This is a genomic window from Variovorax sp. Varisp41, from assembly GCF_047325085.1.
Taxonomy (GTDB): Bacteria; Pseudomonadota; Gammaproteobacteria; order Burkholderiales; family Burkholderiaceae_C; genus Variovorax.
Map to the genome: position 1 here is coordinate 197,585 of NZ_CP168540.1, position 12,461 is coordinate 210,045.

The 12,461-nt window shown below is 71.5% G+C and carries 12 protein-coding genes; 4 read left to right on the forward strand and 8 right to left on the reverse strand.

What is annotated here, in order from left to right; translation table 11 throughout:
• Positions 1-25: 25 nt before the first annotated feature.
• The 4 genes from ACEN9J_RS00920 to ACEN9J_RS00935 are packed head-to-tail and all read left to right on the forward strand — an operon-like array spanning position 26 to position 3,798.
• A complete protein-coding gene (locus tag ACEN9J_RS00920; protein ID WP_413763030.1) occupies positions 26-985 on the forward strand; it encodes an ABC transporter permease in 960 nt (319 codons plus the stop codon).
• Positions 985-1,782 (forward strand): ATP-binding cassette domain-containing protein, encoded by a 798-nt coding sequence (locus ACEN9J_RS00925; protein ID WP_413763031.1) that lies wholly within the window; start codon positions 985-987, stop codon positions 1,780-1,782. The genes ACEN9J_RS00920 and ACEN9J_RS00925 overlap by 1 nt, the downstream gene beginning before the upstream one ends.
• The gene (locus tag ACEN9J_RS00930) at positions 1,775-3,016 is read left to right on the forward strand and encodes an ROK family transcriptional regulator (protein WP_413763032.1); all 1,242 of its coding nucleotides are present in this window, start codon (positions 1,775-1,777) and stop codon (positions 3,014-3,016) included. Before ACEN9J_RS00925 ends, ACEN9J_RS00930 begins: the two co-directional genes overlap by 8 nt.
• Positions 3,017-3,054: 38 nt before the next feature.
• Positions 3,055-3,798 carry a tRNA-uridine aminocarboxypropyltransferase gene (locus ACEN9J_RS00935; RefSeq protein ID WP_413763033.1) on the forward strand — a complete coding sequence of 248 codons (744 nt, stop codon included), beginning with the start codon at positions 3,055-3,057 and terminating at the stop codon, positions 3,796-3,798.
• Here the strand turns inward: ACEN9J_RS00935 and ACEN9J_RS00940 are convergent.
• The 8 genes from ACEN9J_RS00940 to ACEN9J_RS00975 all read right to left on the reverse strand — a co-directional run bounded on the left by ACEN9J_RS00940 (position 3,701) and on the right by ACEN9J_RS00975 (position 12,401).
• On the reverse strand, positions 3,701-4,615 hold the full coding sequence (locus ACEN9J_RS00940; protein WP_413763034.1) for an ABC transporter permease: 915 nt from the start codon (positions 4,613-4,615) through the stop codon (positions 3,701-3,703). The genes ACEN9J_RS00935 and ACEN9J_RS00940 overlap by 98 nt on opposite strands.
• A 3-nt stretch (positions 4,616-4,618) precedes the next feature.
• On the reverse strand, positions 4,619-5,653 hold the full coding sequence (locus ACEN9J_RS00945) for an extracellular solute-binding protein (RefSeq protein WP_057593625.1): 1,035 nt from the start codon (positions 5,651-5,653) through the stop codon (positions 4,619-4,621).
• Between the two features lie 35 nt (positions 5,654-5,688).
• The gene (locus tag ACEN9J_RS00950) at positions 5,689-6,753 is read right to left on the reverse strand and encodes an ABC transporter ATP-binding protein (protein WP_413763035.1); all 1,065 of its coding nucleotides are present in this window, start codon (positions 6,751-6,753) and stop codon (positions 5,689-5,691) included.
• A complete protein-coding gene (locus ACEN9J_RS00955) occupies positions 6,750-7,553 on the reverse strand; it encodes an ABC transporter permease (protein ID WP_057593600.1) in 804 nt (267 codons plus the stop codon). The genes ACEN9J_RS00950 and ACEN9J_RS00955 overlap by 4 nt, the downstream gene beginning before the upstream one ends.
• Entirely contained in the window at positions 7,550-8,584 is a 1,035-nt protein-coding gene (locus tag ACEN9J_RS00960; RefSeq protein WP_057593601.1) for a CobW family GTP-binding protein, read from the reverse strand. Before ACEN9J_RS00960 ends, ACEN9J_RS00955 begins: the two co-directional genes overlap by 4 nt.
• Complete coding sequence (locus ACEN9J_RS00965) at positions 8,581-10,185, reverse strand: amidohydrolase family protein (RefSeq protein WP_413763036.1); 1,605 nt, start codon at positions 10,183-10,185, stop codon at positions 8,581-8,583. The genes ACEN9J_RS00960 and ACEN9J_RS00965 overlap by 4 nt, the downstream gene beginning before the upstream one ends.
• Before the next feature lie 146 nt (positions 10,186-10,331).
• A complete protein-coding gene (locus ACEN9J_RS00970) occupies positions 10,332-11,225 on the reverse strand; it encodes a helix-turn-helix domain-containing protein (RefSeq protein ID WP_057593603.1) in 894 nt (297 codons plus the stop codon).
• 144 nt (positions 11,226-11,369) lie between these two features.
• Positions 11,370-12,401: a Bug family tripartite tricarboxylate transporter substrate binding protein gene (locus ACEN9J_RS00975; RefSeq protein ID WP_413763037.1), complete on the reverse strand. Its 1,032-nt coding sequence runs from the start codon at positions 12,399-12,401 to the stop codon at positions 11,370-11,372.
• Positions 12,402-12,461 lie beyond the last annotated feature (60 nt).

Consider the following 12,461-nt stretch of genomic DNA (forward strand, 5'->3'; position numbering starts at 1 on the left):
CAGCCCGCCCCGGGGAGGCACATCGATGGCGAAATCCGCAACGCACCACATCCCGTGGGGCGCCCTCGGGCCGTGGCTGGCCCTGCTGGGTGCCTGCATCTTCTTCGCGACCCAGTCCGACCGCTTTCTCACCGGCGGCAACCTCTCGCTGATCCTGCAGCAGGTGATGGTGGTCGGCGTGATCGCGATCGGCCAGACGCTGATCATCCTCACGGCCGGCATCGACCTGTCGTGCGGCATGGTGATGGCGCTGGGCGGCATCATCATGAGCAAGTTCGCCACCGAGCTCGGCCTGCCGGTGCCGGTGGCCATCCTCTGCGGCATCGGCGTGACCACGCTGTTCGGCCTGCTCAACGGCCTGCTGGTCACGCGCATCAAGCTGCCGCCCTTCATCGTGACGCTGGGCACGCTCAACATCGCCTTCGCGATCACGCAGCTGTATTCGTCCTCGCAGACCATCACCGACCTGCCGGCCGGCCTCACGGGCCTGGGCACCACCTTCACCATCGGCAGCGCCGAGGTGGCGTGGGGCTCGGTGCTGATGGTGGCGCTCTACGGCCTCGTCTGGTTCGTGCTGCGCGAGACCGGCGCCGGCCGCCACGTCTACGCGGTGGGCAACAACGCCGAGGCCACGCGGCTGGTCGGCATCCCGACGCAGCGCGTGCTGCTGGGCGTGTACGTGGCCGCGGGCGTGCTCTACGGCATCGCCTCGCTGCTGTCGGTGGCGCGCACCGGCGTGGGCGACCCGAACGCGGGCCAGACCGAGAACCTCGACGCCATCACGGCGGTGGTGCTGGGCGGCACCAGCCTGTTCGGCGGCCGCGGCATCGTGCTGGGCTCGCTGATCGGCGTGCTGATCGTGGGCGTGTTCCGCAACGGGCTCACCCTGATGGGCGTGTCGTCGATCTACCAGGTGCTGGTGACAGGCGTGCTCGTGATCCTCGCGGTGGCGGCCGACCAGCTCTCGCGCAAGGGGGCCCGCTGATGAACGCCGTGACGAACCCCAAGGTGGTGATGCAGGCCCAGGGCCTGGTGAAGCGCTACGGCCAGGTCACCGCGCTCGACGGCGTCGACTTCGAGCTGCGCGAGGGCGAGATCCTCGCGGTGATCGGCGACAACGGCGCGGGCAAGTCCTCGCTCATCAAGGCACTGTCGGGCGCGATCGTGCCCGACGAGGGCCGGATCCTGCTCGACGGCCAGCCGGTGCAGTTCCGCAATCCGCTCGACGCGCGGCGGGCCGGCATCGAGACCGTCTACCAGGACCTGGCCGTCGCGCCCGCGATGACCATCTACGAGAACCTGTTCCTCGGCCGCGAGCTGCGCCGTCCCGGCTTCCTCGGCAACGTGCTGCGCATGCTCGACAAGAAGAAGATGCTGCTGGAGAGCGCGGCGCGCATGGCGGACCTCAAGGTCGGCATCCAGTCGATGACGCAGGCCGTCGAGACCCTCTCGGGCGGCCAGCGCCAGTGCGTGGCGGTGGCGCGCAGCGCGGCCTTCGCGCGCCACGTGGTCATCATGGACGAGCCCACCGCCGCGCTCGGCGTGAAGGAGGGCAACATGGTGCTCGAACTGATCCGCCGCGTGCGCGACCGCGGCCTGCCCGTGGTGTTGATCAGCCACAACATGCCGCACGTGTTCGAGGTCGCCGATCGCATCCACGTCGCGCGCCTGGGCAAGCGCGCCGCCGTGCTCGATCCGAAGAAGATCAGCATGAGCGACACCGTGGCCGTGATGACCGGTGCCATGCTGCCGAGCGCCTTGCCCGCGGAGGCGCATGCCTGATGCCGCGCCCGCCGTGCGCATGCCCGACCTGCTGCGCCCGCGCGGCTCGAACCAGGTCGGCATGCGCCAGTTCAACGAGCGCACCGTGCTGCAGGCGCTGCGCGTGCACGGCAGCCTGCCCAAGGCCGACCTCGCGCGCCTCACCGGCCTGAGCGCGCAGACCATCGGGCTGATCACCGCGCGGCTCGAGGAGGACGGGCTCATCGTCAAGCAGAGCCGCGTGCGCGGCCGCATCGGCCAGCCCTCCGTGCCGCTCGCGCTCAACCCCGACGGCGCCTTCGCGATCGGCGTCAAGGTCGGTCGGCGCGGCGCCGAATGGCTGCTGATCGACTTCACGGCCCGGGTGCGCGAGCGCCATGCGATGGCCTACGACTTTCCCGACGCCGAAGCGCTGCTGCCCGCGATCGCGCAGCACACCCACCGGTTGCGCGACGGCCTCGGGCCGCTGGCCGCGCGCACCGTCGGCGTGGGGCTCGCCGCGCCGTTCCTGCTCGGCGGCTGGCACCGCACGCTCGGGCTGTCGAAGGCGCAGTCCGACCTGTGGAACGGCATGGATCTGGGCGCCGAGGTGCGACAGCGCACTGACCTGCCGGTGATCTTCGCGCGCGACACCGTCGCGGCCTGCGTGGCCGAGCTGGTGAGCGGGCGCGGCCACGACCTGAAGAGCTTTCTCTACGTGTTCGTCGACACCTTCGTCGGCGGCGGCCTGGTGCTCAACTCTCACCTGCATGGCGGCGCGCACGGCAATGCCGGCGCGCTCGCCTCGCTGCCGATGCAGCGCGTGCGCGGCGCCAAGCGTGATGGCGATGCCGACGCGGCGCCGCCGCAGCTGATCGCCGAGGCCTCGCTGTGGGAGCTCGAGCAGCGGCTGCAGCGCGAGGGCGTCGACCCCGACGCAGCTTACGACGAGCGCGCGCTGCAGCCGCCGTTCGCCGACGCCACCGCGGCCTGGCTCGCCTCGGCCGCCGAGGCGCTGGCCCATGCGATCGCGAGCGGCACCGCGATGCTCGACCTGGCCGACGTGGTGATGGACGGCTCGATGTCGCGCCCGCTGCAGCAGGCGCTGCTCGAGGCCACGCGCGCCGCGCTCGACGGCTGCAACTGGGAGGGCCTGTGGCGCCCGCAGCTGCATGGCGGGCGCGTCGGCGCGCAGGCCTGCGCGCTGGGCGGCGCGATGCTGCCGCTGCACGCCAACTTCGCGCCCGATCACGACGTGTTCCTCAAGGCCGGTTGAAGACCGGCCGGCAGGCGGGCATGCCCGAGAATCGGCGCATGCCCCACGCCGTCTCCCTGCTGCGCGCCGAACGCCTCGCGCGCAGCGTCAAACCCTTCCTGGCCCGTGGCGGCTTCAAGCGCGAACGTTGCGCCGGCTGCCGGCTCGCGCCCAGCCATTGCCTGTGCGCGCTGCGGCCCTCGATGACCACGCGCGCGGGCGTCTGCCTGATCATGGGCGACATCGAGGCGCTCAAGCCCAGCAACACCGGCTGGCTGATCGCCGACGTGGTCGAGGACACCTTCGCCTTCGGCTGGTCGCGCACCGACGCCGATCCCGCGCTGCTGGCCCTGCTGGCCGATCCGCGATGGCAGCCGTACGTGGTGTTTCCGGGGCAGTACGCCGCGCCCGGGCGGGTGGTGCAGACCGTCGCGCCGCCCGAGGCATCGCCAGGCGGCCCCGCGAAGCGCCCGCTGTTCGTGCTGCTCGACGGCACCTGGGCCGAGGGGCGCAAGATGTTCCGGCGCAGCGCCTACCTCGCGCAGCTGCCGGTGCTGAGCCCGGTGCTCGCGCGCAGCACGCAGTACCGGCTGCGCCAGTCGGGCCGCGACGACCACCTCTGCACCAGCGAGGTCGCGAGCCTGTGCATGGAACTGGCCGGCGACGCGCTGGCCGCGCAGATCCTCGACGCCTACCTCGCGGTCTTCACCCACCACTACCTGCAGGCGAAGAACCAGTCGCCGATCGATGCGCAGGGCGAGGCGCATCGGCGCCTGCGGGCGCTGTCGGCCTTGCGGGCCTGAGGCCGGCCTGCAGCGCCATCCCGATCCCGAGCACCGCGACCAGCGTCACCGCCAGCAGCATGAAGGCCAGCGCCGCGCCGAAGGGCCAGTTGTTGAGCCCGACGAACTGCTGGTAGATCTCGGGCGTCATCATGCGAAAGCGCGGCCCGCCGATCAGCACCGGCGTGGCATAGGCGTTCATGCAGAGGATGAACACCAGCGACATGCCCGCGATCACGCCCGGCATGGCCTGCGGCAGCACCACGCGGCGAAAGGCGGTGAAGGGCCGCGCGCCGAGGTTGGCCGCGGCCTCCTCGACGTTGCGCGGAATGCCCTCGATCACGCTGGCCAGCGTCATCACCATCAGCGGCAGCACGATCGTGACCATCACGCCCACCACCGCGGGCTGGTGGAACATCAGCTGCAGCGGCTCGCGCGCCAGTCCGCTCCATTGCGCCAGCGCATTGAACAGTCCGCTGTTGCCCAGCAGCGCCATCCAGCCGGCCGAACGCACCACGTTGCCCACCATCAGCGGCAGGATGGTGGCCAGCGTGAGCCACATCTTCCAGCGCCGCGGCATGCGCGCCAGCGTGTAGCCCGCGGGCAGGCCGAGCAGCAGGGCGATGCCCGTGGTCAGCGCGGCCACCTTCAGCGTCACCCCCAGCACCTCGCGAAAGTACGGGTCGGCGAACAGCTGCACGTAGTTGCGCGCCGTGAAGGCCTCGACCATCAGCTCGGTCGGCGTGTAGAGGTTGAGCGAGTAGCGCAGCAGCATCGCCATCGGGGCCACCATCAGCGCCAGCACGATCGCGATGGCGGGCAGGGTCAAAAGACGCATCGCTCAGGCCGCCTTGAAGTCGCGCGACCAGTACTGCTGCAGCGCCGGCATCGCCTGCGCGAAGTAGCCGAAATCGGGCACCTTGAAGCGCGACTGCTCCTCGGGCGTGAAGGCGATCTGCGCGGCCAGCTCGGGCGGCAGCTTCGCATTGGTGACGGTGGGCACGTAGCCCATGCGCTCGGCGAAGGCCGACTGCGCGCCGGCATCGAGCATGGCGTTCAGGTAGGCGAAGGCGTTGTCCTTCTGCTGGCTGTTCCTCGGCACCGAGGCGGTGAAGGTGGTCGGCACGATGCCCTCGGCCGGCACGGCCGCCGCCACGCTCACGCCGGCGCGCCGCCACTGGTGGACGCGGGCGCGCCAGGCCAGGGTGATCCAGATGTCCTCGGCCTTGAGCGCCTGCGCCACCGCCTCGTTGGTGGCGAAGATCTTGGGCGCCAGCGCCTTCATCTCGCCGAGCTTGGCCATGCCGGGCGCGAGGTCGCCCAGCGTACCGCCGGCCGCGAGCGAGGCGGCGGCGATGTTGTAGGGGAACAGGATGTCGGCGAAGCCGACGCGGCCCTTGTACTTCGGGTCCCAGAGGTCGGCGAGCGACTTCGGCGCCGCCTTGATCTTCGCGGGGTTGTAGGCGATGACCAGGCCCGAGTAGATGTGCGGCAGCGCCTGCGGCTGGCGCAGCGCGGCGATGGCGTTCCTCGCGTTCGGCACGTTGGCCTCGGTCAGCGTCTCGAACAGGCCCAGCTGCGCGAGGCCGCTGGCCTCGAAGTCGACCATCGACACCACGTCGAGGCTGCCGCGGCGGCCGTTGCGCTCGGCCAGCAGCTTGGCCTTGCGCGGCGGGCCGTCGTCCACGCTCTGCACCGCCTCGATGCCCAGCGGCTTGAGCAGCGGCTGCTCGACATGCTTGCCGAGCAGGTCGCCGTAGTCGCCGCCCCAGGTGGCGACGACGACGCGGCCGCCGACGGCGGCCAGGGCGGGGCGGGCCGTGGCCAGCGGCAGCGAGGCTGCGGCCAGCAGCAGGGAACGGCGTGTGGAATGCATGGACATGATCGGAGTGGAGAGAGGGAAAGGGAAGCTCAGGAAGCCGTGGCATCCGCGGGCAGGGGCAGCGCGTGCTCCGCCGACCACTGCAGGCTCACGCGCTCGCCGATCGCGGGAGCGCTCCGTGCCGGCACGCTGGGCTGCGCGACCGAGACCGGGCCGACCTCGGTCTCGAAGTGCCACTCGGTCGTGCCGCCCAGGTAGGTGCCGAGCTTCACGCGCGCCGGCAGGCCGGGCGCGCCGGCCTCGGCGATGCGGATGCGGTCGGGCCGCACCATCAGCGCGAGCTCGCCGGTCGCGCGCGGCTGCGTCGCCGCGGTGGCGCAGGGCAGCAGCTGCGCGCCCGCGCGGAAAGCACCGGGCGCCTCGAGCCGTCCCGGCACCAGGTTGCAGCGCCCGATGAAGTTGGCGACGAACTGGTCGACCGGCTGCTCGTACACCTGCTGCGGCGTGCCGACCTGCCGCACCCGGCCATGGTCCATCACGGCCAGCCGGTCGGCGGTGGTGAGCGCTTCTTCCTGGTCGTGCGTCACCAGCAGCGTGGTGAGGCCCAGGCGCTGCTGCAGCGCGCGGATCTCGAGCCGCACCTCGGTGCGCAGCCGCGCGTCGAGGTTCGACATCGGCTCGTCGAGCAGGAACACCGCGGGCCGCACCACCAGCGCGCGCGCCAGCGCCACGCGTTGCTGCTGGCCGCCCGAGAGCGCGGCGGGCCGGCGCTCGGCCAGGTGCTCGAGCTGCACCAGCCGCAGCGCTTCCTTCACGCGCGCGGCCTGCTCGGCGCGCGGCACCTTGCGCATCTGCAGCCCGAAGGCCACGTTCTCGGCCACGCTCATGTGCATGAACAGCGCATAGCCCTGGAACACCATGCCGGTGTCGCGCGCATGCGGCGGCGCATGCGTCACGTCGCGTTCGCCGAACAGGATGCGGCCCGCGCTCGGCGGCACGAAGCCGGCCACCATGCGCAGCGTGGTGCTCTTGCCGCAGCCCGAGGGGCCGAGCAGCGCGAGCAGTTCGCCCTGGGCCACGCGCAGGTCGAGATGGCGCACCGCGACCGTGCGGTCGTAGGTGCACTGGAGGTTGTCGAGATGGAGATGGCTCAAGAGGTCACCCGGGACAGACTGACGAAACGATCGGCGACCAGCAGCAGCACGGCGATCAGCACGGTCTGCACCGTGCCGACCGCGGCCAGCGTCGGGTCCATGTTGAAGTTGAGGTAGCTCAGCATTTCCACCGGCAGGGTGGCGTACCCGGGGCCCGTGAGCATCATCGTCATCTCGAGGTTCTCGAAACTGGCGATGAAGCTGAACACCGCCGCGGCCACGATGCCGGCGCGCATCGAAGGCAGCGTGACGCGCAGGAACACCGTGAGCGGGCGCGCGCCCAGGTTGGCCGCGGCCTCCTCGGGCGCGCGGCCCAGGCCTTGCAGGCTGGCCGAGACCAGGCGCACCGTCCACGGAATCGCCAGCAGCGCATGCGCGGCGATCAGGCCCGGCAGCGTGGCGACGATCTGCAGGTCGATGGCGTTGTCCACGCGCACGAAGAACACGTAGATGCCGGTGCCCAGCACCACGCCCGGAAAGGCCAGCGGCGACAGCAGCAGCGCCGACAGCGCGCGCCGGCCGCGGAACCGGCCGCGCTCGATCGCATAGGCTGCCGCCGTGCCGGTGCCCACGCCGAGCAGCGCCGAGATCGCCGCGAGCTGCAACGACAGCACGAAGCTGCTTGCGAACTGCGGCTTGCTCCAGGCATTGGCGTACCAGTGCAGCGAATAGCCCTCGGGCGGGAAGCTCATGATCGGCTGCGCGAACACGCTGAGCCAGGCCACGGTGACCAGCGGCAGCAGCATCGCGGCATAGGTGGCGCCCACCAGCAACCGGCGCGCGACGGTGGTGGGCCTCATGCGCAGCTTTCCTCGAGCACGGCCGACAGCGGCCGGCCGATCGCATTCGGCCGCGTGGCCGCGTGCACGGCGATTGGCAGCGGCGGCTGCAGCTCGCGCAGTTCGTCGAGCCGCGTGCCGCGCACGATCACGACCAGGAAGGAGCCGTTCGCCGTGCCCGCGAACGGCAGCAGCGGGGCGAACAGCGTGCCCACGCACTGCACCAGCAGCGGCAGCCGCTCGCCGCGCACCGCGACCAAGCCCTTGACGCGCAGCAGACGCTCGCCGCACAGGCCCGCGAGGTTGTCGAGCCATTCGGCGAGCGCGTCGCGTTCCACCGGCGCGGCGAAGCGGCACAGCGCGGTGCGGATGTCGCTGTGCGCGGGCGCGTCGTCCGACACGGCCAGTTCGGGCATCGGCGAACGCGCGGCCGGCGGTGCGAGCGCGGCCAGTGCGCGCGCTGCCGCCGTCGGCTCGGCCACCAGTTCGGCCAGTGGATTGACCCGCGCGAGCAGTGCGCGTGCCGCCTCGGTGGCGCCCGCGGGCGCGAGGTCCTGCCGCGTCAGCACGATGCGCTGCGCGCCCGCGATCTGCGCGGCCGCCTCGGGCAGCGCGAGCAGGGACTCGCCGCGCACGCAGTCGAAGGTGGCGACCACCTGCGCGCGCAGGTGCGCGGCCAGCGGACCGAGGCTGCGCAGCACGGGGCCGGGCCGCGCGAGGCCGGTGGTCTCGAGCACGATGCGCGCGAGCGGCGGCAGGCCGCGCGTCTCGCGCTCCTCGATCAGCGCCGCGATGGTGCCGGGCAGGTCGCCGCCCATCGCGCAGCACACGCAGCCGTTGCTCAGCAAGGCCATCGGCACCTTGGCGGCGGTGGCGGCGAGCACCGCGCCGTCGAGGTCGACCTCGCCGATCTCGTTGACGATCACGGCCGTGTCGGCCGCCTGCGGCAGTCGCAGGTAGCTCGACAGCAACGTGGTCTTGCCGCTGCCGAGGAAGCCGGTGAGCACGGTCAGCTCGATCGGCACCGGATGGAAGTCGCTCGCCGGATTCATGCCGTGGCCGCCTCGGTGCGGTTGGCCGCGACCATCGCGCGCACGTCGGCCAGCAGCTCGGCCGTGTCGTAGCAGATGCCGCCCGCGATGGTGCGGCTCAGGCCGCGCTGCCACTCCACGCGCCGGCTGTCGTCGTTCAGGCGCATCGCGCCGGTGCCGTAGAGCAGCTTGAAGTCCTCGAGCGGGTTCTGGTCGTGCACCAGCAGGTCGGCGCGCTTGCCGACCTCGAGGCTGCCGCAGTCGGCCTCGATGCCCAGCAGGTGCGCGCCCTCGAGCGAAGCGGCGCGGATCACCTCGAGCGGATGGAAGCCGGCCTCCTGCAGCATCTCGAGCTCGCGCACGAAGCCGAAGCCGAACAGCTGGAAGATGAAGCCCGAGTCGCTGCCCGCGCAGACGCGGCCGCCGCGGTTCTTGTACTCGTTGATGAAGCGCATCCAGAGCCGGTAGTTCTCCTTCCACTCGATCTCGTTCTTCGTCGACCAGCGGTACCAGTACGAGCCGTGGCCGCCGCGGTAGGGCTGGAAGTTGTCCCAGTAGGCCGGCCAGGTGTAGTCGTCGTGCCAGTCGGCGCGGCGCGTGCGCATCAGGTCGCGGTTGGCGTCGTAGATGCCGAAGGTGGGCACGAAGGCGAAGCCGAGTTCGAGGAAGCGGTCCATCGCGTTGCGCCAGGTGGCGCTGCCGGGCTGCGCGGCCTGGCCGAAGGTCTGGCCCGCGACCGAGAAGCGGAAGTACTCGTCGCCATAGTCGTAGTCGGCCGGGTAGTTCTGCACCACGCGTTCTTCGAACAGCGCCTCGGGCAGGCCGTAGTAGTGCTCGGCGCTGGTCAGGCCCCACTGCGCGGTGGTCAGCGCGTTCATGCGCGTCACGGCCATCTGCGCATGGTGGCAGCCGCTGCGCAGGCCCAGGCTCGCGCACTCGGCCAGCGCGGCCTGCATGAGGGCCGGCGGCGCGCCGAAGAACTTCACGCCGTCGGCGCCGCGCGCCTTGAGCCGGCCCAGCCAGTCGCGCGCCTGCGCCGGCGTGTGCAGGGTCTTGAGGATGTCGTTGACGGCCGGGAAGTAGGCGTGCGCGAGGATGCGCGGCGCCGCGATGGTGCCGGCGGCCGCGCGCTCGCGCTGGTCCAGGGTCCAGCCCAGGCCGTTGAAGCAGCCCATCTCGCGCACCGTGGTCACGCCATGCGCCAGCCACAGCTTGTAGACGTAGTCGGCCGGCGGCGCATCGCGGCTGACGAAGGGCGAGCCGATGTGGGCATGGGCATCGACGAAGCCCGGCGTGACGAACTTGCCGTGGCAGTCGATCTCGTGCCGGCCCGCGGCGGGGCGCCCGGCCGGATCGATGGCGAGGCGCGGTGCGCCCACGCTGCGCATCTCGACGATGCGGTCGCGCTCGATCACGATGTCAACCGGCCCCCAGGGCGGCGCACCGGTGCCGTCGATCACGGTGGCGCCGCGCAGCACCAGGCGCTCGAACGGCCCTTCGCCGCGGTCGCGTCGCGTGGCGCGCGCCTTCTCGGTGCCGCCGCGCAGCCGGAGTCCGGCCGCGATCTCGTCGCCGGCCTCGACGCCCGGCATGCTGTCCTGCATCGCAGTTGCTGCTGTCACTCGAATCTCCTCGAACATCACCCGGAGAAGCCGGATGGCGAGGGCGATTCTTTCGAGCGAGGGGGCAGGCCGTCTCGGTCAATCCTGCGCGGCGGACAGCATGTTCTTGCTGCCGGGCCGGCGCGAGGGCGCGGTGGCGCGGTCCGCTACTGGCGCCGGGCCTGCCGGTAGACCTGCGGCGTCATGCCCTCGGTGCGGCGGAACAGCCGCGCGAGATGGCTGGAGTCGGAGAAGCCGCAGTCCATGGCGATCTGCAGGATGTTCTTGTCCGAGAAGGCCAGGTCGGCCTTGGCCAGCCGCAGCCGCGCCGCCACCAGGTGCGCGTGCGGCGTGAGCCCGTAGCGCTGCTTGAAGCGGCGCGCGAAATGGAATTCGCTCATCTCGGCCAGGCGCGCGAGCCGCGCCACGCTCAGCGGCTCGTGCGGATGGCGCTCCACGTGGTCGAAGGCCGCCTGCAGGCCTTCGTGCGCCGGCGGCGCCTCGGCATGGACCACGCGCCCGTAGCTGCGCAGCAGGTGCGCCACCAGCGATTGCGCGATGCCGTCGGCATACATGCGCCCGGCCGCGCCATCGGCATCGAGCGCCGCCACGAGTTGCGCGCCGAGCAGCCGGCCCACGTGGTCGTCGCGGTACAGCGGGCCGTCGCGCGGCTCGAAGTCCTCGAAGTCGATGCCAAAGCGGCGCGCGGTCGCGCGCAGCTCGCCGAGCGAGAAATGGATGTGCAGCAGGTCGAAGGGACTGGGCGATTCGAAGCCCGTGCGCTCGATGGTGCGCGAGTCGATCAGCCGCACGCTGCCGCCTTCGATCGGGCCGTCCCAGATCACCGTGTCGTCCACGCGCGAGCAGGCGTCCATCGGCAGCAGCACCATCGAGAACATCATGAAGTCCTGCGAGGTCTCGATGTCGAACTGGAAGGGCCCGGCCGTCTTGCGCGTCCAGCGCAGCACCGACACCCCGGTCGACGGCAGGTTCATCAGCGCACCGGCGCTGCGCAGGCCCCACAGGTCTTCCATGTCGTTGAGGTCGCGCAGGGGCAGCATGAGGTGCGTTCGGGAAGGGGCGGCGAGCGCCGAGGCAGTCGAAAGTGCGCGAATTCTCATGCATTTTCCGGGCCAGTCACCGGGGGGTAATCCCGGTCCGGCCGCTGCCCGCGGCGTTCCCTCCGCTTCCCGCGCAGCGCGCGGCTACTGCGCCTGCAGCCCCAGCTCCTTCGTCATCGCCTGGTAGGTGGGCCAGGTGCGCTGGATGAAGCGCTGCAGCTCGGCGCCCGTCAGCGGCGCTTCCTCCACGCCGAGCTGCGCCAGCACATTCTTGACGGCCTCCGACCTGGACGCCGATTCGCGGCAGGCATCGGCGACGCGGCGCACCACGTCGGCCGGAAGACCCGCGGGGCCCAGGATCATGTTGCACTCGGTGAGGTTCTCGAACGCGGGCCCGGTGAAGCCCTCGTCGGCCCAGGTCGGAATGCCGGGCAGCAGCTTCTCCGAGCGCCCGCCCGAGATCACCAGCACCGGCCGGAAGCTGCCTTTCTGGATCCCGGGGCCCAGGCCCGCCAGCGAGCCCGCGCCGATGTCGATGTTGCCCGCCATCAGGTCGAACACCATCGGGCCCGTGCCCTTGTAGTTCACGATGTCGAACCTGGCGCCGGTCTGCTTGGCGAGCTGGGTCATCATGATCTGCCAGCCCGAGCCGATGCCGTAGTTGCCCACCGACACCGGCCGCTGGCGCGCGAGCGCGAGCGCGAGCAGTTCCTTGAAGTTCTTCACCGGCAGGTCCTTCTTCACCACCATCGGCGACACGCCGGTGCTGAAGGCCGCGATCGGCACCAGGTCCTTCGAGGTGTCGAGCGGCACCTTCTTGAGCATCACCGGTGCCTGTGCGAGCTGGCTGTGCAGCGTGATGAGCAGGGTGTAGCCGTCCGCGGGGGAGCGCGCCACGTTGTCCGCCGCGATCATGCCGATGCCGCCGGGCTTGTTCTCCACCACCACCGCCTGGCCCAGGCTCGAGGTCATGTACTCGGCCACCGCGCGCGCGGTGGCGTCGTTGGACGAGCCGGGCGCCTGCGCGGCCACCAGCCGCACCGGCTTGGTGGGCCAGTCCTGCGCGAAGGCCAGCCGCGGCAGTGCGCCGGTGCCCAGCGCCAGGCCGGCCGCGAGCAGTTGGCGCCGGCGGGCGGCATCCAGGGGCAGGAACGGTTCGATCTTGTCTCGTTGCATTGCTTTGTCTCCTTCGGGTCGCTTCAGGTGACGCGGCTGCCGGCGGCAGCGCGTCCACGG

Bases quoted from the DNA above. Each gene is read 5' to 3' on its own strand.
- ACEN9J_RS00920 (WP_413763030.1), top strand. From the start codon at position 26: ATGGCGAAATCCGCAACGCACCACATCCCGTGGGGCGCCCTCGGGCCG.
- ACEN9J_RS00925 (WP_413763031.1), top strand. From the start codon at position 985: ATGAACGCCGTGACGAACCCCAAGGTGGTGATGCAGGCCCAGGGCCTG.
- ACEN9J_RS00930 (WP_413763032.1), top strand. From the start codon at position 1,775: ATGCCTGATGCCGCGCCCGCCGTGCGCATGCCCGACCTGCTGCGCCCG.
- ACEN9J_RS00935 (WP_413763033.1), top strand. From the start codon at position 3,055: ATGCCCCACGCCGTCTCCCTGCTGCGCGCCGAACGCCTCGCGCGCAGC.
- ACEN9J_RS00940 (WP_413763034.1), bottom strand. From the start codon at position 4,615: ATGCGTCTTTTGACCCTGCCCGCCATCGCGATCGTGCTGGCGCTGATG.
- ACEN9J_RS00945 (WP_057593625.1), bottom strand. From the start codon at position 5,653: ATGCATTCCACACGCCGTTCCCTGCTGCTGGCCGCAGCCTCGCTGCCG.
- ACEN9J_RS00955 (WP_057593600.1), bottom strand. From the start codon at position 7,553: ATGAGGCCCACCACCGTCGCGCGCCGGTTGCTGGTGGGCGCCACCTAT.
- ACEN9J_RS00960 (WP_057593601.1), bottom strand. From the start codon at position 8,584: ATGAATCCGGCGAGCGACTTCCATCCGGTGCCGATCGAGCTGACCGTG.
- ACEN9J_RS00970 (WP_057593603.1), bottom strand. From the start codon at position 11,225: ATGCTGCCCCTGCGCGACCTCAACGACATGGAAGACCTGTGGGGCCTG.
- ACEN9J_RS00975 (WP_413763037.1), bottom strand. From the start codon at position 12,401: ATGCAACGAGACAAGATCGAACCGTTCCTGCCCCTGGATGCCGCCCGC.